Raw genomic sequence first — 22,847 nt, forward strand, 5'->3', positions numbered from 1 at the left:
ATGGATTTTAAATTTATATATTTTGTAAATTTGAAAAAATAATACGAATTTTAGATACTGTACCAAAGTACAATATATTTATATCCTTATTTATAGCTATAATTCTTACACAAAATTCAAAAAGGATGTTTAAAAATGCAAAATTTAGCAGGGATAATAAAACAAATTTCAGGCAATGTCATAGTGATAGATGCCAATGGGAACCAAAGAGTATTAAATGTGGGTGATAAGATAGCTATCGGAGATAAGGTTGTTACGCTTACCCCAGACTCAAAGGTAATTATTGCTACTATGAACGGAAAAGAAGTTGCTATACTTGGCAATGACGAGCTTGTCTTGGATCAATCTTTAATAGATTCAGGCTCTAATAGTAATGTATTAGCCGATATAAGCGGGTTACAAAAAGCTATTTTAGAGGGTCAAGGGGTTGAAAATTTAGAAGCTACAGCTGCAGGCGGTGGCACCGGAAGCAATAGTTTAGATGGAACTAGCTTATCATCAACAAATTTTACTGATTCAGGTAGCATTAGTAACGTATTTGAAGGCTTTGGTGATTTAAACAATACTACGCAACCACAGTTTCAGGCGTCTTCGTCACTAGGATCAACAGTTGCCAACAATACGGCAGAGCAAAGCAATCCTTTAATAGAACAACAAAATTCGACCGAATCAAACAGCTCTACAGAAGATACTAAGCCTAACGACTCAAATGAACCAAACAATCCAACTCAACCTGAGCCAAATGAGCCAAATCCGATAGAGCCTGCTGAACCAAATAATCCAACTCAACCTGAGCCAAATGAGCCTACTCAGCCAAGCTATCCTAGTGAGCCTAATCAACCGAATAATCCGACAGAGCCTACCGAGCCAAGTGAACCAAATAATCCAAGCGAACCGAGCGAGCCAAACACTCCAAACCAGCCAGACCCGAGTGAGCCAAATAATCCGAGTGAGCCTAGCAATCCAAGTAATCCAAATGAGCCAAACGAACCGCAACCTGTAACACAGATAGAAATTCCGTCTTCTGCGTATATAAGAGAGATGTCGGTATATAACGATGATAAAGTTACGACAGATAATAAACCTAATATAGAAGGAGCAACTCTAGCCGATAGCTCTACAGCCGAGATAGGCGGCAGAAAAACTAATTATTTTGAGGCCTTAAACAGCGAATTTGACGCCGATAAATCAAGCAGTATCGCAAATGACGGGAAATTTGATTTGAGTGATTATTCGACTCTATCTCCTTGGTTTACAAAAACTCTTCCCGAAAATTTTGAGATCGAAGTTAAAACAGCCGTAAAAGGCGAAGGAAAAGTAGAATTTGAAAAGGCTTATTTAAAAGTTCCTGAAGGGCAAGAATTTACCAAAGAGGACGGCTGGTATACAAATTCTAATAAAACCTTAATAATAGGCTCAGATAATGCAAAAGGACTTGTTATCACAAACGAAGCCGGCAAGGATAACCCTGACTACGAAGGCAAAAGAGTAATAGTCCTAGAAAACGGTGCTACTCCTCCTAGAATCTTTGGCGGAGATAATAGCGATGATGTAACCATAGACGGAGTGGATGTTGAGTTTGTCTCTACTGGAACAGGAGATGATATAGTGGCTTTAAAAAACGGCGCAAAAGTATTGACCGATATCAATACAGGTGACGGAAACGATCTGGTAACGGTAGAGGGTAAAAATACATCCGTAGAAGGTAGTATATTTACAGGTGCCGGAGATGACGATATAAACATAGTTGATTCTAAAGTAAAAGGCTCTATAAACAGTGGTGCCGGAGATGATGAGATAAAAGTAGATAGCGGCACAGTAGAAAAAAATATCTATGGAAGAGATGGCGACGATAATATAACTCTAGACAACAAAGCAATCGTAGGTGGAAACATAGAGGCCGGCAAAGGAGCTGGAGAGATAAATATACTTGAGGGCTCAAAAGTAAACAAGAAAATTAGAAGCGGTATAGAAGAAGAGTTTAACGCACAAGGAGATACGCCTATAAATCATGATTTCGCAGGCAATGTAGATGTTAGAGTCGATGGCGGCTCACTGGTTGTAGGATCGATAGACCTAAACGGAACAGGATTTAGAAATATAACCATAGACAACAACTCAACAGTAGGTGGAAACATACATGCAGGAGAGTACTCAGACTCTAAAGTAGTTGTCCAAAATAACTCTAAAGTAAATTTTACGATACTTGGAGAAGGCGGAAACGATACTATCATAGTAAAAGACTCTGAAATAGGAAAGAGCGCTGGTGAATTTTCTATCTTAAGCGACGTAGAAAGACCAAGAGAAGGCTATGATGGCAATGATACCATAGAGATAACAAATTCTAAAATTCATAAAAATATTGATGCCGGCGGAGGAGATGATAAGATAACTATATCAGGCGGATCTGTAGATGCCATATACGGTAATGAAGGCAATGATAATATCACCGTTAATGACGGAGCTAACATATCTAATACCATAGAAGGTAACGATGGTAACGACACTATAAGTATTGCTGGAACAGGAACTATCGTAAATCAAATTCACGGTAACTCAGGCGATGACTATATACAGATATCTGATGGTGCTAAAATTTTAAGAGAGGTAAATTCTGGAAATTCTACTGATTTAAATCTTGATACTCCAAATTTAGGCTCTACCACTAACAAAGCAGCTCACGATAAGATAGTGATAGAAAATGCCATGGTAGGAGATAAAGACAGTGGCGGTAACACTACAACGACAGGATACGTGTATACTAACGGAGCAGCTGAAGTCATCATAAAAAATTCTACTGTAACAGGCGATATTGAAGCTAAAAATCCAATTTATGAACAAAATATAAAAGTTAGCGAAGCTTCTGTTGTAGAAGGCAGCGTAAAAGGCGCTGACGGCGCTAAAGATACCGTAACGGTAGAAAACAGCGAGATAAAAGGAAGTATAGATACTCGCGGCGGAGATGATGTGATCAATACAAACAAAGCCGCTATCGGAGGCGAAGTCCAAGGCGGAGCGGGTCAAGACAACATAACCGTATCAGGCGGAAGCGCTCAGAAAGTAAGAGGCGGTGATGATAATGATCAAATTTTAGTAAATGATGGAGCTAAAATAGCAAATATAGTAGTCGGGGATAAGGGAGATGACATTATAAGAGTAACTGGGGAAGATACTCAGTCTAATATAGTTTGCGGTGGCGCAGACAGCGATCATGTTACGGTATCTAACGGCGCAAATGTCATAAATCGCGTAAATACCGGCGGCGGAACCAACGATAAGATCTTCGTACAAGATGCAAAAACTCTAATTGGAACCTTAGATCAAGATGGAAAAGCAGTAAATCCTGATCTAGGAAATATCATTAGCCAAGGCGGCTCTAATAGCATCGAGGTAAGCAAAGGCGCTACAGTAGTAGGAAATATATGGGCAAAAGGCGCTACAGGAGAGCAAACTATAGATGTAAAAAGCAACTCTAATATAATGGGTAATATTTTTGGCTCTAGTACAGCTAAAGATAATGTAACTATAGATAATGCTGTATTAAATAAAGATATAAGAACTTATGGTGGAGATGATAATATAGCTATCCAAAATGAATCCTTTATAGCAGGCAGCATAGCTACCGGTGAAGGCGACGATAAAATAACCATCACTAGCGAAAATACAACAATAAAAAGCTATGTATCTTCTCAAGAAGGAAATGATACTATACTTGTGTCAGATAAGGCAACTATAGGTACAACCGTCCATGCAGGCTCAGGAGATGATACTGTAACCATCAAAGATGAGTCTTCTGCAACCAATGTAGTAGGAAGCGATGGTGCTGATATTATATCTATTTTAAGCGGAGCTAAAATTACAAATTGGCTATTGGGAGATACTAAAACTCATGATAACAGCACAGCAGCATTAGAGCCTAATGCAGGTGCTGATACTATTATTGTAAGTGGCAAAGGAACTTATGTAGATAAGATAGGTACAGGAGAAGGTGATGACATTGTACTTGTAGAACAAGGTGCAGGCTCGAAAATAATACAAGCCGATGGAGGAAGTGACGATATAAAAGTTACAGACAAGGACACCTACGTTCAAGTGATAAACGGCAGACATGGAGATGATAACATCACTGTAGAAAAACAGGCTAAAGTTGATACGATAGTTGGCAGATGGGGAAATGATACCATAACCGTAACAGGACAAGGAACAACAGTTACTAATAGAGTTGAAGGTAATGAAAATAACGATACTATAAAAATTTTAGATGGTGCAAATATAGGCTCTACTGTCACAGGTGGCGCAGGAGAAGGAGGGTATGAGGACAACGATAATATCCTTATCGAAAATTCTACCATAAAAGGAAATGTAGAAGGCGGAGGCTGGGCTGGTAATGACAATATAAAAGTCTCCAATTCTATAGTAGAGGGCAAGATTGCCGGCTCTGTTGGCTCTAACGATTCTAACACTTTAGAGCAAAATATCACAGTTAGTGACGGTTCAATAATAAAAGGCGATATCACCGGCACTGATAACGGTAAAGAGAATATAGTCATACAAGGCAATGGCACCATAGTTGAAGGCTCTATTAAAACTTATGGACAAGATGACAGTATAACAGTAAAAGATGGGGCTAAGATATCTTCAGCCATAAACAGCGGTGAAGGAAATGACGTAATCATTGTTCAGGGCACAGGCTCCATTTTAGAAAACGGCGTAGCTGCATACGGTGGAAATGATATCATAAAAGCGTCAGATGGAGCAAAAATCATGGGAAATATACATGGAGGTGCAGGTGACGATATCATATCATTAATCGGTGAAAATACTAGTGCAAGCGCTATATTTGGAGCGGAAGGAAATGATATTATAGTAAAGGATAGCAAAGCATCTTCAAATAGCACAAGTGGCGATAATATCATTATAAGCAACGATGGAAATTTAATTATAAACGATATAGAAAGTAGTAAAAGCATAGATCTTTCAAATATATCTAAGGCTACAAACGATATAAAATCAATCGACTTGTCAAAAGTAAATGGTGCTACATTAAACATATCGGCGCAAGACGTGCTAGACATAAACAAAACCACAGGCGAAACGCTTAATATCACAGGCGGTAGCGATGATACCGTATCTGATAAAAGCAGCTCAACATGGACTAGCAAAGATAACGGCTCATCTGATCAGTATTCAACAGAGCTTAACGGCGAAACGGTCATCATAAACATAGATAAAAATATCTCTACCGACCTATAAAATTTCAAAAACCACAAGCGCTCTATAAACTGCAGGGTGTTTGTGGTTATCTTAAACCACTTATATAAATTTAATCTGCAAATTTTACCCACCAAAATATCAGCTGAAAAATTGCCAAAGAAATGTATAATATCAATCGCAAATATAATCAAACAGATGATAATCTCTACAAGGATTATAATGATAAATTATACTCTACAGCAAATTTTTGGCAAAAACAAAATTTGGGCAGGCGTTCTTGCCACGGTGATGGGATTTTTCTCGGACGTATGCCAGCCTCTAGCTCCTTTTAGCAAATATCTGTTTTTTGCAAGCATTATCATAACTTGTGTGCTGTTTTTAGCATATATAGCGCTATCCAGCCTGCGAGAAAAGGTTTTGCCCGTTATAGTGTTTTCAGTTTTTTCCGCACTTGCAACAGGAGCCATGTACGGACTTCAAAAGATCGATGATCAAGGAGAGGATAAGGGATTTTTAGCTGCCTCTATACCAATTTTTGAAGATATGCAAAAAACGCTTGGAATCATTAGCCAAGACATATCCGAGATAAAAAAAGACACCGCCGACATCAAAACATCGGTTAAAACAGTTGATGAAAAGATAGACAAGCTAATTGACGGTATCGGCAAACAAAGCGGCATAGTCCCGGAGCCTAAAACAGCGCAAGAATTTTATCACAATGCTAGAATTTACGAGTTAAACGGCGATTATGCAAATGCCAGAAAAGCTTACGTTAAGTATTTTACATTTGAAGATCACAAGCTTGATCCACATATTAGATTTCAAAAATTCCTAAAAATTCAAGAAGGCAAAGCGGGTGCCAGAGAGCTTTATAACGAAATGTTTGGCTCAAGCTCGAGTGAAATAGATAAGTACGCAAAGATACTTTTAGAAGACGCAAAAGAAAAGAGCGAGCGACTTTTAAATTTCGTTAAAGTAAATCCAGAATTTGCGCCTGCTTATTACGAGCTAGCTAGACAGCACTCAAAAGCCCTTTTGGGCGAGCAAAGCCTTAATGATAAAAAGCTAGAAAAAGAGTACATCAACAAATTTTTAGAGCTAAACGACAAGGGCAAGCTGGCAAGATACTTTATCGACAAAGAAGAGCTGGACTCTCAAATAAAATATGCAAAAGAGCGAAAGGCTGAGCTTGACAATATAGATGAAGGCCTCTTTAAAAATCCAATTTCAGCGGATAGAATGCATACAAATTCATCTTGGCAGCTAAGCCTTAACATAGCCGATAAGCCAGCGGAAATTTTTTATAGGATAGACGGGCAAGGCGAGTTTATCAGCACGGGATATATCGATGGGGCGGCATATCAAGATAGCGGTAAAAAATGCCGCAAAAGCTTGTTCGTATCTCAAACGAAGCTCAAAGCGTGAAAGAATTTATAGAGTTTAAATACATCGATCAAAACGGAAAAGAGAGTGAAATTTTTAAGTATGAGTGGTTTAGCAAGAGTGCGGATGGTGAAATTTTAGACCCAAAAGCTCAAAACGATATAAAAATTCTTAAACAAACGCAGGCTTATTGGTTCACTAAAGAGTCGCGAAGAGCGCCTTGGATTGATGGTGATACGAATTACTATCTATATTTTTCACACCTATTTTCTTACGCAGACGGTATAGAAAAGATAGAGTACGGCATCGACTCTGACGATGTAAATACCGTACTAGAAAAACCATATAGCACGGATAGCGATAAAAATTTACTCAAAGTGGATCATAAATTTAATAAAATTGTCGTTAGGGTGTATTTCAAAGACGGCACCGATAGTGGGGTTGTGGAGTATAAATTCAATTAAAGCCAAAGCTTATCTGTGGCTTTAATTTGTTTTTATCAAAAAAATAAAATAAAGCGAAACTACCTCAGCCGCTCTATTTTAACGCCTTAAATTTCGCCTTTATTCATATCTCGCTTACAATTTTTTTATAACAATCATCAAGCAGATCTTTGTAATCTTTATTTATATAGCAATGAAAAAGTTGATAGTAGTATTTTAAAGTCATGCTTGTGGCTTCTTCTTTTGAAAGAATTTCATCTTTTACATCTTGAAGTATGGTTTTATTAAACCTTAAACAGATATCGTTAAAGTCATTTACGTTTAACTCGTCTATATAGCCGTCTTTTATGCAATTTTCAAGCATAGAATAGCTTCTTTGATGAAGATTGTTCGAGCGAAACATCTTGCCTAAAAATTCAGGCAACTTTTTGTGTGCTTTATTTGGAAAAAGCTTATAATACTCCTCTATATAGTTATCAAATTTTCCGTCATTATGAGCAAAAAACAAAAGCTCGTAAATTTCAGGTTTTTCATAGGAATAATCGCAAAAGCATTTGCAAACTCTCATATAAACTTCTATAGAACTTTTACATTCGGCTATGCAGGTCGAGATCGCTTTATTGTAAGTTTCAAGTTGATCAAAAGTAGCCAAAAACACCAAATGCGTAAGATTGTCAAAATAATTATAAAGCGTAGCGCTTGAATACCCAGCAAGGTGTGCGGTATTTCTTATGTTTACCGCACGCACCCCTTCTTTTTCTATTATTTGATTTGCCGCATCGATAAAATACTTCATCATGCGCGCGCGTTTTATTTTGTTTCTTTCATCTTTACCCATATTTTTATCACTCTATTTTATTAAATTTTAAAGTTTAATTATTAGATAATTAAACTTAATATGAAGTAAAAATAAGCTTAAATAAATTTTCAAACCAAATCCTAGCCAAATCTATACTCTACTCCAAATGTTCCGTTTGGATATTCCCATTTTTTGATAATATTTTTTTCGCAAAGCACTCTACAAGTTCCGCATTCAAGGCATCCTGCATAATCAAAATGAGTATTTCCGTTCTCATCTTTTTTATATAAACCAGCGGGGCACGCTATCTCAAGCTTTGCAAATTCGTTCATATCGATATTTTCGGTTAGTTCTATATGAGCATTGCTCTCATCTACGAAAAATTTATCAAGACTTAATTTTGCATCTACATTTACGCTATTCATATCGATTTTACCCCTTTATAAGCATCTTTTAACAAATTCATATACCCGACCTCTTTCATACGAGGCAAAATTTTATTTCTAAGCGGTGTGCTGGCACCTTTAACTACGAACAAATCGCGCATGATTCCACTCATCATCTTTGGATAATCTTTAAAAATTCTCTCGTTATCTAAAAATTTTGGAAGATCTTTATACAGCTTAAGATCTTTCATCACAAAGCTATTTTCAAGCTCTTTATCGTATTCCGCCATAGAATTTGCGCTAAAATCGCCCGCTTGCTTGGCTTTTATTATAGTATTTGCAGCCGCCACGCCACTTTGCACGGCCAAATCCATACCGCGAACGGAGTAGCCTACATTTAGACAAAGACCTGCCGCATCGCCTGCTACTATGACGCCGCTATCGCTTAGTTTTTTTATCGCTCCAAGTCCGCCTTCAGGCACGATGTGAGCCGAGTATTCGGTAGTTTTGCCGTTTTTAATAAGCGGCTTTATTGCTGGATGATTTTTAAAATTTTCAAGCATTTGAGGCACGCTCATAGAGCTTTTATGTGAGTTATGCAACCCAAAAACCACTCCAAGCGATATAGAAGTTTCGTTTGTGTATAAAAATCCTCCGCCCATTAGGTTATTGCTTGCACTCCCCGCAAACAACCAAGCCACCCCCTCGTTGTCATTTACATTAAATATATCTTCAAGCCTCTCTTTGCCAAGCTCAATTATCTCTTTAACACCGACGGCACAGGTGTGAGGATTTAGTTCTACACCAAGACCGTATTTGGATGATATAGTAGAGTTCGCGCCATCTGCAAGGATAACTGTATCTGCCTCCATCTCTTCTCCGCCGGCTATTACTCCGCAAATTTTGCCATCTCTTTTGATAAGATCATCTACGCGAATTCCCGTTATGATACTTGCGCCGGCTTCTTCGGCTTTTTCCCCTAGCCAAGCGTCAAATTTAACCCTTAACACCGAATATGAACGCTCAAATTTATCTTCCGTATGCTTTAAAGCGTAGTCCATAGTTACGTTTTCATCTTCGGTCATAAAAGATAATCTTTCGCGGGTTATGAGTCTCTCAATCGGCGCACTGCTTGCAAAATCCGGAAATACGGGCTCTAAACTATGTGCGTAAATCCGCCCTCCGCTTGTATTTTTCGCTCCTATCATATTTCCGCGCTCTATTATAAGCACTTCAAGCCCCTCTTTAGCAAGCAGATATCCCGCTATACAGCCCGCGATTCCTCCGCCAACGATAATGGTGTCAAATTTCTCTTCTGCCATCTTTATCCCTTTTTTATAAATTTACGAATTCTCTTTTAAATGCTCGCTTCTAAGAACATTTTTTCTTACTTTGCCCGTACAGGTTCTAGGCAGCGATGAATAAAACTGCACGAAGCTAGGCACCTTAAATTTAGCAAGCCCCTTAGCGCAAAATTCTCTGATCTCATTTTCGCTTAAGTTTTCGCCCTCTTTTAGCACTACACAAGCTTTGATAAGTTCGTTATTAAACCCGTCAGGAACTCCTATAATCGCCGCTTCTAGAATTTTCTCATGAGAACCTATATAAGTTTCAAGCTCTACGCTTGAAACATTTTCGCCCGCTACTTTTATCAAATTTATATCCCGATCTACGAAATAAAAATACTCATCCTCATCGACATATCCGATATCTCCCGTATGTAGCCAACCTTCACTGTTTAAAACCTTTTTAGTAGCCTCTTCGTTTTCGTAATATCCGTTAAATATCGTCTTACCGCGCTCGCCTTTGATTAAAATTTCACCCTTTTGTCCAGCCTGAAGCTCAGCCCCGCTCTTATCCACTATCTTAGCCTCATAGCAAAAGCCCACTCTTCCGATGGAAGGAAATTTGCGAGTTTCATTTGGTCTATCACCGATTAAACCTACCACGGTTTCGCTCATACCGTATGATTTTAAAAGGCTCTTTATACTAAAACGAGTCATAAATTTTTTAATCTCTTTTTGGCTGATGTTTAGATAAAAGAGCATTTCACGCAAAGAGTGGCTTTTTTCATTGGCTTTTACCGGTTGAAGAGACATGGTGCATATCATCTTTGGTATGCATTCTGTTACGCTTGCCTTATGAGCGATTATCTGATCCCAAAATTTATGCGCCGAATACCTCTCAAGCAATACAAAAGTAGCTCCCGCAGCAAATGTAGGCATCATGGCGGTACATTGAGCATCTATATGCCAAAGCGGCATAGCGGTCAGATATACATCATCTTTTCGCAAATTTATCTGCCAAGAGGTGTAGTATCCTGCAAATATAAGATTATAATGCGTTATCATTACGCCTTTTGGAAACGATGAAGTACCAGATGTAAATATAATTTCAGCCGTAGCGAGATTATCAAATTCATCTTTTTTATACTTAAATTTGGCACTTTGCGCCTCTATCTCTTTTTCATAGTTTATATGTTTACAATTTGCGTTTCTATGCGTTCTTGCAACCAAAATTCCATTTTTAAATTTATAGTTTTTCGTCTCGATCTGCTCGTAAATTTCTACAAATTCACTCTGAGTTATTACCAAAACGGGTTTTGTTTTTTGAATAATAAACAGCGTGTCGGCATATACGTAATTAGCATTTACGGGGACGGCTACTGCGCCAAGCTTTGCTATGGCAAAGAAATTTACTATATACTCAATGCTATTTAGCATATGAATAACTACATTTTCGCCCTTTTTTACACCTAAAGAGGAGAGCAGATTAGCTGATTTATTAATCTGCTCGTTAAGCTTTGCATAAGATAGGCTTGAGACATTTGCATTTGAATCTTCATAAACGATAGCTGTCTTTTCTCCGTGAGAAGTCGCCAGCTCGTCAAAATACTCACGCAGAGTTCTCTTACCTATCATATCCATTTTATTTTCCTACTCTGATTATCTTTTCGCTATTTAGTTTTGATATTTCATCTTCACTATATCCAAGATGAGTCATGATATCAGCCGTATCTTCGCCATAAGCAGGCATTGCACGCCAAATTTTGCAAGGATTGTTTTTAAATTTAGGCATGATATTTGGACCTTTATACTCTTTTCCGGCAGAATTCTTCCATGTTGCAAAGCTATCTCTTGCGATGTATTGAGGGTTGCTTTGAAGCTCGCTTACCTCAAGCACTTTTGCACCGGCCACTTTTAAACCCGCCAAAATTTCAAGCGCTTCGGCAATAGTTTTTGAGCCGAAGAATTTATCAAGCGCCGCTTCAAAAGCATTATTTACTCTCATTTTGCGACTGATTAGCTGAGTTCCTTCAGGCACGTCATCATTTCCATAAAGCTCGCTAATGCCGATTAGTTCAAACATATCTTTTACTTGGCTAACTCCAACCACTTCAAAGACAATATATCCGTCCTTGCAAGAATAAAGCCCGCAACCTGCGTAAAGCGGATCTTTGCCTTTTATCATCCTTGGGCACATCTCACCGCCATTTAGATAATCCATCATGTAGTATTGTCCCACACGCAACATAGCTTCATACATCGCCACATCGATACTCTCGCCCTTACCTGTTCTTTGAGCGTTAAACAAGGCCGCTAAAACCGCACTTGTAACCGTAAAGCCCGAAATATAATCGGCAGTATAAGGAAAAGCCGGCATTGGCTGGTTTTGATCTCCGTTTTGGATCAAATATCCGCTAAAAGCCTGCGCTATAGTGTTATAAGCGGCTAAATTTGTGTATTCGGGATCACCGTATTGTCCAAAGCCTGAAAGGTGAGCGATTACAAGCTTTGGATTATGGCTCCAAAGAACCTCATCGGTTATGCCTTTTTTTGCAAATGCAGGACCCTTGCTAGCTTCTATAAATATATCGCTCTCTTTTATAAGCTTATAAAATACCTCTTTGCCCTCTTCGCTAAACAAATTCAGAGAAAGAGCATATAAATTTCTGCGGCTTAGCTCTTTATAATTTTCCTGAACACGGATAGTATCGGGATATTTTGAGTTTTCTATCCAAATAACCTCTGCACCCCATTCGGCAAGCATTTGAGCAGAAAAAGGTCCCGCAATCTCCATTGCGGAAAAGACCACTCTAACGCCGCTTAGAGGACCAAATTTCGGAGTATTAAATTTCATTTTATTTCCTTTGTGGCAAATTTCTTAGTTGTATAGCTTTAATCTATCTGAAGCGATAATTTCATCTCTTATCGGTCTTAAATTTTTATCTATATTTTTTAAGCACCGCACGACCAAGAGTTAAAATTTGCATCTCATCAGAACCGCCTGAAAGCCTATCAACTCTTAAATCCCTCCAAAATCTTGAAGTTCTATGTCCTGTTACGCCAATACCGCCAAGTACTTGAATAGCCTGATCCACAACCTCAAAAGCCTTGTTTGCGCAATAAAATTTGCACATAGCGCTCTCGCCCGTTACATTCATGCCCTGATCCATCTTCCAAGCTGTCTCATAGACCATATTTTTCATCGCGTTTAGCTTCATTGCCATGTGAGCGAATTTTTCTTGGATAAGTTGGGTTCTGCCGATAGCCTCGCCAAATTGAACGCGTTGGTTTGCGTATTTTGCAGCATCCTCAAATGCGCAATATGCTATTCCGTAGTTCGTGCAAGCGACTAAAAATCTCTCTGCGTCAAATTCCTCTTTAACGCGGTTAAATCCATTGCCTTCGGTGCCAAACATATCTTTTTCTTCAAGTTCGACATTATCAAGCACGATTTCGCAGCAGCTATCCATTCTAAGACCTAGTTTATCAAGTTGGGTTAGTTTTATACCCGGCTTACTCATATCCACAAACCACTCGGTAAATATAGGTTTTTCGCTTGCACTATCTCTAGCCATAACCACTATATAAGGAGTATGTGCGCTTGAAGTTATAAAGCACTTTTGTCCGTTTAGATACACCTTGCCATCTTTTCTTGTGTAAGTTGTCTTAAGGCTTCCCACATCACTTCCCGCGCTTGGCTCTGTAATGGCCGAATTCCACATCTGTTTTCCGGTGCCACAGAAAGCAAAAATTTTATCTATCTGCTCTTGTGTTCCATATCTTAAAATAGTACTAAAGCCCGGAAGTTGATAAAGCACATATGTAGGCGCGCCACATCTGCCAAGCTCTTCCCATATGGCAGTTAGCGTAACCCAATCAGCCCCCATGCCGCCATTCTCTTCAGGAAGAAGCATAGTATCTACTCCAAGCTCGGCAAGCTCTTTGACCCATTTGATAGGATACTCGTGGTTTTCATCGCATTTTGCAAAATACGCCTCCCAGTTTTCTCTCTCCATAAGTTCTCTAACGCCTGCAACAAATAGTTGCTGTTCATCGGTTAAACTAAAATCTATCATCTTATTTCCTTTAATTTTATTTATGCAGCCAAATTTAGCCGCCCAAGATAATCGCTACGCTATTTAAGCTCTGCGTCCTAAATTTAATACCACTTACTTCTTTTAGCGTCTTTAAAAAACGCAATCAATATGATTATATTTACGAAAAATAACGGACAACCTCCTGCAATAATAGCAGTCTGAATAGGTTTAAGACCGCCAAGAGCAAGAAGAGTAACACCTATAACACCAACTAAAATAGACCAACCAACCCTAACCCAAAGAGGTGGCTCATCATATCCGCTAGCTTCTTTGCAAGTACTCATAGCAAGCGTATATGAGCAAGCGTTTACCAAAGTAACTGTTGCGATAAAGCACAAGATAAAAAATCCCCATATAGTTAAAGTAGACATAGGAAGAGCCGCCCAAGTCTCGATTATACCGCGAGCAAGACCATGAGTGCTTATAATCTCAGGCAAATTTATAGATCCGGTTATAAGTATATTCATCGTGTTGCTTCCTAAAATAGTCCAAAGAGTCCAAGTAGTAACCGTAAGTCCTGCGACCATGCCTATACAAAGCTCGCGAACTGTACGACCGCGAGAAATTCTCGCTAAAAATATACACATCTGAATGCCGTATACTACCCACCAAGCCCAATAAAATACAGTCCAACCTTGCGGGAAGCCGCCTTTGCCTATCGCATCGGTGTAAAATAGCATTCTGCCTAAGTTATTAAACATAACGCCCACACTATCGGTAAAATAGTTGATGGTAAATGTTGAAGCACCAATTATCACTACCCAAGCAAGCATAATTATCATAAGATAGCTTCTAACATCACTTGCTATTTTAATGCCTTTATTCAATCCAAAAGCAACACAAATGGCATTAAATACAACCCAACAAGTAATAATCATAGTATCAAGCTGAAGAGTTCTTTCTATACCAAAAAGCCACTGAATACACTCGGTAACAAGCGGAGTAGCAAGACCAAGGCTTGTTCCCATAGCCAATATCAAAGCCACTATATATAAGTTATCTACCAATATACCAAACCAGCCGTTTGCTAACTTTTCACCGACTGCAGCCTCTATCGTACCGCTTGGTCTTACGACGTTAATCTTTTTAACAAACAAGAAGTATCCAAACGCAACCGAAAGCAAGCTATAAGTAGCCCAAGGAAGCGGACCCCAGTGAAAAAGGCTATATGCAAGACCTAGCTCTTTAGCCTGAACGCTCATAGGTTCATAGCCAAAGGGGGGCGTAGTTACGTAATAGTAAATTTCAGCCGTTCCCCAATAAAGAACAGCCGCAGAGGTACAACTAGCAAACATCATAAAGATCCAGCTGATAGTACTAAATTCCGGCACATCACTCTCGTCGCCTAGCTTTTTATTTTTCATAGGTCCAAAAACAAGCCAAAACCAGCCTATGACCATTATGACCATATACCACTCAAAAGCCCATCCCCAAGAGCCTGTAACGTAAGCAAAAGTCGCATTTATAACGCGATTTGCCGCATCCAAATCTCTAACAACCAGCCAGCTTAAAATACCGACTGCGATAAGCGAAGGAAAGAACACCTTAGGTTCAATACCAACCTTTCTTGCTTTCATCTTAAACCCCTTTATTAAGAAATATTGAGTCAAAACCATAATTTCAAGTCATTAAAAAGCCAAATTTGTATTTCAAGTTCTAAAAACAGCCTATTTTTAACAAGAACTATACAAGTATCGAGAATTTGATGCTTGAAAAACAATAAAAACGCAAATTTAAAAAACAAATTTATAATCGTGCTATTTTAATAATCACGATATTTTTATAATCATGATTATATAATAACTATGATTAAAATGTCAAGGATTTTATAAATAATTTTAAGTAATATTTGAATTTAAATTTTAATTCAATTTCTACGATGAATATAATTTTATAAAGATACTATTTTATAACTTTACTGCTGAAATAGCGAAAGCTAATTAAATAAGTAGGTATTTAGAAATTAATTGATAATAACGCGATTTTAATTCAAAATTTTTTCAATAAAAATAATTTAAAGATAAAATATGGATATTAAGCTTAAATGATTTATTGGTTTTAAAATCCCATATAAAAAATCTTAAATCATATAAATTTTTTAATAAAATTCGAACCGTCTCTCATAGCTTCTTTTGCAATCGGCATCATCCTTGAAAAATGCAAAAATGCATGTATAACGCCTTTATACTCTTTAAATTCACTTTGATTATACTGTTTTAAAATTTGATATAAAGCCACGCTGTCATCTTTTAAAGGATCGAATTCACAAGGCGCGATAAAGCAAGGCGGCACATCTTTGGTTAAATCGGCATTAAAAACATTAACAAAAGGAGACTGCGCATCTTTTTTATCAGCCAAATACTCATTATAATAATACTCAAAGTCTTCTTCTCTAAGCCAATCTATCTCGCTACCGTAAAGCGTGCGAGTTACAGAATCTTTTAGTCCAAAAAGTCCGTAAAACAAAGCCATAGCCTTAACAAAGCTCACATCTTTACCCATATTTCGCTGATAAAGATAAGTTCCCATGCACATATTTGCACCACAGCTATCTCCCGCATAAGCTATCGAATTCGGATTTATTTTAAATTCGCTTGCATTTTTTATGACATGCTCTATCACACAGACGCACTCTTCAAGCTGAGTCGGGAATTTCTCATCAGGAGCTAAAGTATAATCTATGCCTATCACTGCACATCCGCTAAATTCGGCTATGGTTTTCATGATTCTATCGTGAGTATTAATACTTCCGACAACCCAACCGCCTCCATGTATGAAAAATATAGCCTTATACTCATCTTGTTTGCTAGGGTAGTGTGCCACGGCTTTAACGCTTCTATTTTTAAACTCAACTTGAAATTCTCTGCTTTCAAACATCAAAGGAGGATTTTCGTTCCAGAATTTACGCTCATCTTCATAATTTTGTCTCATCTGTTCGTTTGTCAGAGTTGCCGAATCAAGCTCCTTAGCGCTTGAGAGTTGATACTCTATAACGAGCCTCATATCATCTGAAATTTTATCCATTATATTTATTTTATTTTTTGTATTCATAGTAGTCCTTTTATAGTGTTATACGGTATCGCCCAGAAAATGATCAAAAATGCCGCCATTGAAAATCCCGCAGCTATCAAAAGATATCCATACATCTTATCTATCTTATAATCCTTCTCATTTCTTTCGCTTTGCGGAATTTTATGAAGATTGTTTTGAAATTCTATCTCTTGCTTAGTTGGTTTTTGTCCAAACGAACCAAAGATTGCACAAGCTACGCTTATAAAAACTCCTATGAAAAACGGATCAAAGAAATTTTTAAGAGGCACCTCGGCGAATTCTACAAGCATTTTACTGATTAAATACCCGAAAAAACCGCCCATCATCGATAGATACGCACCTCTTTCGGTTAGCTTCTTACTCCACACACTGGCAAAAGCCAAAAAACCCCATGAAGCAGCGATGATAGTACTTGCAAACCAAGCTATAATACGAATACTCGCAAGATCAAAATATGCCACGATGAGTGCGATAATGCTCACGATAAATACAACCATTCGAGTAAAATTCACCTGAGACTTATCGTCTTTAAACTCAAGCCCAAATATATCGTTTGCCAAACTAAAGCTAACAACCGATAAAAACGTAGTTGCCGAACTTAGTCCCGCCGACAAAATACCCGTTAGCAAAAATACTCCTAAAAATTCGGGAACAACTTCATAAGCGGCCCAAATTATAACTTGTTCGGGATTATTCATATTTGGATTTAGTTCTATAACGCTAATTGCAATCACATAAAGATAGTGTAAGAAAAATACTGTAAGAAGAGCGGAGATCACTCCCGATCTAAAAATAACGTGTTCATTTTTAGCCATCAAATTTCGTCCCGCCTGCCAAGGGCTCACACCAACCGTAATCATCCAAACTATCCCAAGCGTCACTCCGTAGCTAACTATATCAAACACGCTTCCGCCATGAGTGTTTCCGTGATAGCTAAGCAGATCTTTGGGTGAATTTTCATTTTTTATCAAATTTTCAACCAGATTAGAAACTCCGCCAACCTCATTAAAAACGAAATAACCGACAAGAAGTGTCGATAATAAAAAACATATACACATAGCCGTATCAATTATAATGACGCCTCTTGAGCCTGAATAAATAGTAAAAAGCACTATACAAACCCATGCCACAAAAAGACAGGTTAATCTATCAAGTCCGCTTAGAGCCTGCATCAAAATAGCAGTCCCCGTTATAACGCTAAGCAAATAGGCACTAAGCGACACAACCGTGATAATTCCTGCAAATCTTTGAATTCTTTTGCTGTTAAAACGCATAAAAAAATAGCTTGGCATGGTATTTACTTTAACGCGTCTTATATATCTTCCAAAATAAAGAGGTCCTAAGATATAACCGCAAGCACAAATTACATTTATAAGAAAAATAGTTGAGATATTACCGCTATAAGCATAAGCGGTATCGCCCATGAAGCCGTTAGTGCTAAGCATTGAGGCAAACATGGTTCCCGTGATAAAAAGAGTTGAAGCGTTTCTTCCGCTAACATAATAGTCTTCTAAATTTTTAACTTTCCTGCCAGCATAAAAACCTATCATAAGGTATATGCAAATACCTATAAAGACACCTATTATGTATATATTCATGGCTTGATGCTTTTATTATTTTTCTCTTCGTAAGATAGGCTGATGTTTAATATGAAGCCCGTTAAAACTAGGCAAAAACCTACAAACAATGAAAATATTATTTCGCCCATATTCGCATCCTTTGCTTTATGCTTTTAAGAACTTAACTACCTTAAATTCTTAAAAGCATAACTTTAAGCCTAAACACAAATTTCTCCCTCATAAATTTTACGAGGGAGAAATTTATCTATATCATTTGCCTTTCCAATTAGGCTTTCTTTTTTCCATAAATGCAAGAGGACCTTCAATTCCATCTTCCGTTTTTTCTATATACTTATATGAATTGTCGCTTAATCTCATAGCATCTTCAAGAGACATGGATGGGGCGGCATGCAAAATTTCTTTTGTTATCTGAAGGCTTATAGGGGCATTTGCAGCTATTTGCTCTGCAAGTTCGATTGCTTTATTCATAAGCTCTTCTCTTTCAACTACGTAATTTACGATACCGATCTCTTTTGCCTCTTCAGCGTATATAAGCTTGCCTGTTAAGCAAAGCTCCATTGCAATTTTGCGAGGAAGCTCTCTTGCCATTCTTACAAGACCGCCAGTTGAAGCGATTAATCCTACTTTAACTTCAGGCAAGCCAAACCTAGCCTCTTTTACGGACACTATCAAATCGCAAGCTACGGCTATTTCCATACCGCCGCCTACTGCTGTACCGTTTACTGCACAAATTATCGGTTTAGGGCAAAGTCTATTTGTTAGTCCTCCAAATCCATGCTCAGTAACCGTTTGACACTCTCCTGTTTCTGCTAATTCGCTTAAATCTTCACCTGCGCAAAACGCTTTTTCACCCGAACCGGTTACTATGATTACCCTTACTGCATTATCTTTGCTTGCCATATTTAAAATTTCTTCCATTTTGGCCGAGGTTGCACCGTTTAGCGCATTTCTCTTTTCAGGTCTGTTTATAGTAAGGATTAAAATTCCATCCTCTCTAAGCTCGCTAATAACTTCATTTGAACCATGATAATCTCTCATTTTAACTCCTTATTTAAAAGAATTTATAAGCGCAGGAACGACTTTATACAAATCACCGACTATTCCGAAATCCGCATAATCAAAAATAGGCGCATTTTTATCTTTATTGATTACGATGATTTTGCCCGCATCCTTTACGCCGACCATATGTTGAATTTGACCCGAAATTCCGATTGATATATAAATTTCAGGCTTTGGCATAACACTTGAAATACCTATATATCTCTCATGCTCCATCCATTTTTCGCCTTCTGCTATAGGACGAGAGCATCCTAGTTCGGCACCTAAAATTTCGCACAATTCGCGAGCCATAGCGATATCTTCCTCTTTTGCTATACCGCGACCAATAGCCACAATACGTTTTGCCTTATTTAAATCAATGCTGCTAGCCTGTTTCGGAAGCTTTTTAATACATTTTATAGCTACTTTCGGTTCTATAAATTCAAGCGTTTTAGCCTCTTTGTTGCCATCGAAATTTGAAGCAGCAGCTGCAAATGCACCGCTATTTACCACTACGATAGCGACTGGGGAGTTTATCCTCTCGGTTCCTATAGCAAGTCCGCCATAAACCATTCTTTTGCAAACCACAGAAGCGCCATCTAAATTTATTTCGCTTACTTCGGTACTAACGCCTGCTTTTAAATTTGCCCCGATCAAGCTAGCCATAGCCTTACATCTTCTTGTGTTTGGCATAAGGACCAAACCGTTTTGAGACTCTATAACTTTAGATATACTCAAAGCAAAATTTTCACTCACAGCATCGCTTGGTAAGGCATACACTTCATCAGCCCCAAATTCAAACGCTCTTTTTGTCGCATCATTTCCAATCACAAAGCAAATGACCTTTTCGCCAAGCTCTCTTGCTCCACCCATAACTTCCTCAAGGCGATTTGCGCTGTCGCTAAAAACCCATACATTAGAAACTTTACTCATTTTCGCCTCCTTAATTTAATGCTTTTTTGAAATTTGCAACAAATTCAGCTATCTTATCGTCAGAATCGCCTTCAACTATAGTCTTTAGCCTATCTTTTTTCTTAGGAGCCTTGATCTCTTCAAGCTTTACAAGTTCGCATGGCTCATATTGAGACGCTACATTATTTATAGGCTTTTTAGCAGCTGCCAAAATAGCTTTCATTCCAGGGATTACCGGAGTGTTTATGTCGGTTGAAACACAAATAAGCGCAGGAAGAGGGATCTCAAGCTCTTCTACTTCGCTCTCAAGCTCTCTTTGAACCACTATCTTTGAACTATCGACTGATAAAATTTTGCTCACACCATTTACAGATGGGATATTAAGTAAAGCACCCGTTCTCATACCGACCTGACCCGCAAAAAAATCAGATGAGCCGTCAGCGCATATAATCAAATCATAACCCATGGTTTTTACCGCATCGGCAAAAATTTCAGATGTATTGTGAGATAAAAGATTTTCAAACTCATCTTTTGTAACTACGTTTAGTTCGTCAGCACCTCTTGACAAGATATCTTTTCTAACTTTTGTATTTTCAAGATACTTGCCTCCTATGCTAACTACTTTTACGTTGGCATCAGCAACCAAATCTTTGATATCAACTGCCGCTTGAAGAGCGTTAAGATCAAATTGACTAATTTTTGGATTTGACTTACTAATATCAAGCGAACCGCTACTGTCTACAAGAATATCTTGTTCTTCCGGAACAACCTTGCATCCCACTAGGATATTCATCTGTACTCCTTGTATTAAATTTATCATATTTACTAATCGCGATATTTTTATAATCGTGATTATATAATAACTATGATTAATTTGTCAAGAGTTTTATAAATAATTTAAGATAATATCAATATTTAAATTTTAATTAATATTAAGTTTTTAAATAGATTATATAGTAACTATTTTGATATTTTAAAATGACAGCCTTATATCATCAATTTATCTTAAAAGAACTACCAATAGCACAATAAAATACTGAAATGATTTAAACTTTTATTTTTTAAAATTAAGTTCTAAATTTAAATATAATTAGAGTAAAATGCTGTATATTTATAATACAAAAACCAAGATAAAACTATATTTTCTGATCTAGTATAGTATTACAAATCCAAATCAAACTAAAAGCTTCATCATTGTTAAACAATAAAAATACTAATATAAAAAAGTCCGGTCATAGGATTCGAACCACTGTCCAAAAAGCAAACATATACTTTTGTAATAAAATATAATCATACGAACCTTCTAAGTCATACTTTATTAAAAAGTGAGTCACTTGTTTAAGTTTTTATCTAGTGACTCACTTTTTTTCGGAATAGAGTAGAATCAATAAGAAATTTAAGGAAAGAATAAGAAAAGTTTAAGCAAAAATAGATCAAAAATCAAAGAAAAATAGTTGATTCTAAGCTCGTATTCAAGGCTTTTTAAGAACTTTTTGGGAAGAAAAAGAATAAAACGGAAAAATAAAGAAAAAAATGGAACTGAAAGGAAATGGCTCCGGATGCTGGATTCGAACCAGCGACCAATCGGTTAACAGCCGACTACTCTACCGCTGAGCTAATCCGGAATAAGTTGTTAAGAAAGCGTTATTATAGAGAAAAACATTCGTTTTGTCAATTAATTTTAGCTTAAATTCTTGGCTTTTGTGGATAATTTTGAGATACTATTCAAATTTACAAAATTAATTTAGCTTAGTTTATAAAAATGAGCTCCGGCTATATTTACTATTTTTATTTTTTTAGATTCTAAAAGTTTATTTAAATTTCTTTTTGAGTTTTCGGAAAAGCTGTTTTTAACGTCATTTTCACTCTGAGGACGACGAGCAAGTAGCTCTAAAAGCTGCTCCTCATTAAATTCAAGCAGATCACCGCTATATTTGGCACTAGCCACTACGCACGGGATGTTCTTGATCTCACAAGCAAGCTCATTTAAAAATTCTTTTGAAACACCCTTAACAGGATATGACGGGGGACGATCGATACTACTTATATCAACTCTGCTAGGCGATATTTTATTTATAGCCAAATTTAAAGCCTCAAACTCCTCTTTAGTGTCATTCAGTCCTTTGACAACTAAAATTTCAAGCACAAGTTCGCCTTCAAATTCCTTACTAAATTCGCTCATTTTTTCAATCAAATCCGAAACGTAAAGATCTTTGTTACCTCGATCTATCTTAAGAAATGTCTTTTGAATGGCGCTATCAAGGCTAAATTTAACTATATCAAGCCCCAAAAGAGCATTGTAAATTTTAGGATTAAGCACACCCGTGCCGTTTGAAAGTATAAGAAGTTTTGACTCGCCTTTTATCAAATTCAGCTCGGCAATCAGCTCGGCTAAATTCGGATATAAAGTAGGCTCGCCGTTTGCGGTAATCGTTATAACGTCAATATTTTTATCTTTCTTAAGGGCTTGCTTGATCTCATTTACCACATCATTAACGCTTGGCGGATCTGATATCTCGTCCACTATCTTAGCTTGAGTTAACTCGCAATAAACACAATCAAAATTACAACACTTCCCTTTAGGAGACAGATCAATCCCAAGGGAAGTGCCAAAACGTCTAGAGCTTACAGGCCCAAAAACGATCATTAACTAAAACC

16 protein-coding genes and 1 tRNA gene are annotated in these 22,847 nt (G+C 37.5%); 3 read left to right on the plus strand and 14 right to left on the minus strand.

Annotated elements, in window-relative coordinates; translation table 11 throughout:
• Positions 1-135 precede the first annotated feature (135 nt).
• From CDOM16188_RS08685 to CDOM16188_RS08695, 3 genes are all read left to right on the plus strand, one after another.
• The gene (locus tag CDOM16188_RS08685; protein ID WP_172201431.1) at positions 136-5,253 is read left to right on the plus strand and encodes a retention module-containing protein; all 5,118 of its coding nucleotides are present in this window, start codon (positions 136-138) and stop codon (positions 5,251-5,253) included.
• A gap of 180 nt (positions 5,254-5,433) precedes the next feature.
• A complete protein-coding gene (locus CDOM16188_RS08690; RefSeq protein ID WP_172201433.1) occupies positions 5,434-6,639 on the plus strand; it encodes a hypothetical protein in 1,206 nt (401 codons plus the stop codon).
• Complete coding sequence (locus CDOM16188_RS08695; RefSeq protein ID WP_172201435.1) at positions 6,594-7,061, plus strand: hypothetical protein; 468 nt, start codon at positions 6,594-6,596, stop codon at positions 7,059-7,061. The genes CDOM16188_RS08690 and CDOM16188_RS08695 overlap by 46 nt, the downstream gene beginning before the upstream one ends.
• Before the next feature lie 103 nt (positions 7,062-7,164).
• On the opposite strand, the gene CDOM16188_RS08700 is transcribed toward CDOM16188_RS08695, so the two are convergent.
• The 14 genes from CDOM16188_RS08700 to CDOM16188_RS08765 form a co-directional block, all read right to left on the minus strand.
• Positions 7,165-7,878, minus strand: coding sequence for a TetR/AcrR family transcriptional regulator (locus CDOM16188_RS08700; protein ID WP_172201437.1), 714 nt, complete (start codon positions 7,876-7,878; stop codon positions 7,165-7,167).
• Between the two features lie 101 nt (positions 7,879-7,979).
• Positions 7,980-8,264 carry a 4Fe-4S dicluster domain-containing protein gene (locus CDOM16188_RS08705; protein ID WP_172201440.1) on the minus strand — a complete coding sequence of 95 codons (285 nt, stop codon included), beginning with the start codon at positions 8,262-8,264 and terminating at the stop codon, positions 7,980-7,982.
• On the minus strand, positions 8,261-9,547 hold the full coding sequence (locus CDOM16188_RS08710) for an FAD-dependent oxidoreductase (RefSeq protein ID WP_172201442.1): 1,287 nt from the start codon (positions 9,545-9,547) through the stop codon (positions 8,261-8,263). The genes CDOM16188_RS08705 and CDOM16188_RS08710 overlap by 4 nt, the downstream gene beginning before the upstream one ends.
• A 21-nt stretch (positions 9,548-9,568) precedes the next feature.
• Complete coding sequence (gene caiC, locus CDOM16188_RS08715; protein ID WP_172201444.1) at positions 9,569-11,152, minus strand: crotonobetaine/carnitine-CoA ligase; 1,584 nt, start codon at positions 11,150-11,152, stop codon at positions 9,569-9,571.
• A 1-nt stretch (position 11,153) separates the two neighbouring features.
• Entirely contained in the window at positions 11,154-12,365 is a 1,212-nt protein-coding gene (gene caiB, locus CDOM16188_RS08720; RefSeq protein ID WP_172201446.1) for an L-carnitine CoA-transferase, read from the minus strand.
• Positions 12,366-12,450: 85 nt separating this feature from the next.
• On the minus strand, positions 12,451-13,587 hold the full coding sequence (gene caiA / locus CDOM16188_RS08725) for a crotonobetainyl-CoA dehydrogenase (RefSeq protein ID WP_216656271.1): 1,137 nt from the start codon (positions 13,585-13,587) through the stop codon (positions 12,451-12,453).
• Positions 13,588-13,670: 83 nt separating this feature from the next.
• The gene (gene caiT, locus CDOM16188_RS08730) at positions 13,671-15,185 is read right to left on the minus strand and encodes an L-carnitine/gamma-butyrobetaine antiporter (protein ID WP_172201448.1); all 1,515 of its coding nucleotides are present in this window, start codon (positions 15,183-15,185) and stop codon (positions 13,671-13,673) included.
• A gap of 508 nt (positions 15,186-15,693) precedes the next feature.
• Complete coding sequence (locus CDOM16188_RS08735; RefSeq protein WP_172201451.1) at positions 15,694-16,659, minus strand: alpha/beta hydrolase fold domain-containing protein; 966 nt, start codon at positions 16,657-16,659, stop codon at positions 15,694-15,696.
• On the minus strand, positions 16,656-18,257 hold the full coding sequence (locus tag CDOM16188_RS08740) for a sodium:solute symporter (RefSeq protein WP_172201453.1): 1,602 nt from the start codon (positions 18,255-18,257) through the stop codon (positions 16,656-16,658). Before CDOM16188_RS08740 ends, CDOM16188_RS08735 begins: the two co-directional genes overlap by 4 nt.
• A gap of 231 nt (positions 18,258-18,488) precedes the next feature.
• Positions 18,489-19,277 (minus strand): enoyl-CoA hydratase/isomerase family protein, encoded by a 789-nt coding sequence (locus CDOM16188_RS08745; protein ID WP_172201455.1) that lies wholly within the window; start codon positions 19,275-19,277, stop codon positions 18,489-18,491.
• A gap of 9 nt (positions 19,278-19,286) precedes the next feature.
• Positions 19,287-20,210 (minus strand): FAD-binding protein, encoded by a 924-nt coding sequence (locus CDOM16188_RS08750; protein WP_172201457.1) that lies wholly within the window; start codon positions 20,208-20,210, stop codon positions 19,287-19,289.
• A 10-nt stretch (positions 20,211-20,220) separates the two neighbouring features.
• A complete protein-coding gene (gene fixA / locus CDOM16188_RS08755) occupies positions 20,221-20,982 on the minus strand; it encodes a putative electron transfer flavoprotein FixA (protein ID WP_172201459.1) in 762 nt (253 codons plus the stop codon).
• A 757-nt stretch (positions 20,983-21,739) separates the two neighbouring features.
• A tRNA-Asn gene (locus tag CDOM16188_RS08760) sits at positions 21,740-21,814 on the minus strand.
• A gap of 119 nt (positions 21,815-21,933) precedes the next feature.
• Positions 21,934-22,836, minus strand: a complete 903-nt coding sequence (locus tag CDOM16188_RS08765) for a radical SAM protein (RefSeq protein WP_172201461.1) — start codon at positions 22,834-22,836, stop codon at positions 21,934-21,936.
• Positions 22,837-22,847: the final 11 nt, after the last annotated feature.

This window comes from Campylobacter sp. RM16188 (genome assembly GCF_012978795.1).
Classification (GTDB): Bacteria; Campylobacterota; Campylobacteria; order Campylobacterales; family Campylobacteraceae; genus Campylobacter_A; species Campylobacter_A canis.

Bases quoted from the DNA above. Each gene is read 5' to 3' on its own strand.
- CDOM16188_RS08685 (WP_172201431.1), top strand. From the start codon at position 136: ATGCAAAATTTAGCAGGGATAATAAAACAAATTTCAGGCAATGTCATA.
- CDOM16188_RS08690 (WP_172201433.1), top strand. From the start codon at position 5,434: ATGATAAATTATACTCTACAGCAAATTTTTGGCAAAAACAAAATTTGG.
- CDOM16188_RS08695 (WP_172201435.1), top strand. From the start codon at position 6,594: ATGCCGCAAAAGCTTGTTCGTATCTCAAACGAAGCTCAAAGCGTGAAA.
- CDOM16188_RS08700 (WP_172201437.1), bottom strand. From the start codon at position 7,878: ATGGGTAAAGATGAAAGAAACAAAATAAAACGCGCGCGCATGATGAAG.
- CDOM16188_RS08705 (WP_172201440.1), bottom strand. From the start codon at position 8,264: ATGAATAGCGTAAATGTAGATGCAAAATTAAGTCTTGATAAATTTTTC.
- CDOM16188_RS08710 (WP_172201442.1), bottom strand. From the start codon at position 9,547: ATGGCAGAAGAGAAATTTGACACCATTATCGTTGGCGGAGGAATCGCG.
- caiC (WP_172201444.1), bottom strand. From the start codon at position 11,152: ATGGATATGATAGGTAAGAGAACTCTGCGTGAGTATTTTGACGAGCTG.
- caiB (WP_172201446.1), bottom strand. From the start codon at position 12,365: ATGAAATTTAATACTCCGAAATTTGGTCCTCTAAGCGGCGTTAGAGTG.
- caiA (WP_216656271.1), bottom strand. From the start codon at position 13,587: ATGATAGATTTTAGTTTAACCGATGAACAGCAACTATTTGTTGCAGGC.
- caiT (WP_172201448.1), bottom strand. From the start codon at position 15,185: ATGAAAGCAAGAAAGGTTGGTATTGAACCTAAGGTGTTCTTTCCTTCG.
- CDOM16188_RS08735 (WP_172201451.1), bottom strand. From the start codon at position 16,659: ATGAATACAAAAAATAAAATAAATATAATGGATAAAATTTCAGATGAT.
- CDOM16188_RS08740 (WP_172201453.1), bottom strand. From the start codon at position 18,257: ATGAATATATACATAATAGGTGTCTTTATAGGTATTTGCATATACCTT.
- CDOM16188_RS08745 (WP_172201455.1), bottom strand. From the start codon at position 19,277: ATGAGAGATTATCATGGTTCAAATGAAGTTATTAGCGAGCTTAGAGAG.
- CDOM16188_RS08750 (WP_172201457.1), bottom strand. From the start codon at position 20,210: ATGAGTAAAGTTTCTAATGTATGGGTTTTTAGCGACAGCGCAAATCGC.
- fixA (WP_172201459.1), bottom strand. From the start codon at position 20,982: ATGAATATCCTAGTGGGATGCAAGGTTGTTCCGGAAGAACAAGATATT.
- CDOM16188_RS08765 (WP_172201461.1), bottom strand. From the start codon at position 22,836: ATGATCGTTTTTGGGCCTGTAAGCTCTAGACGTTTTGGCACTTCCCTT.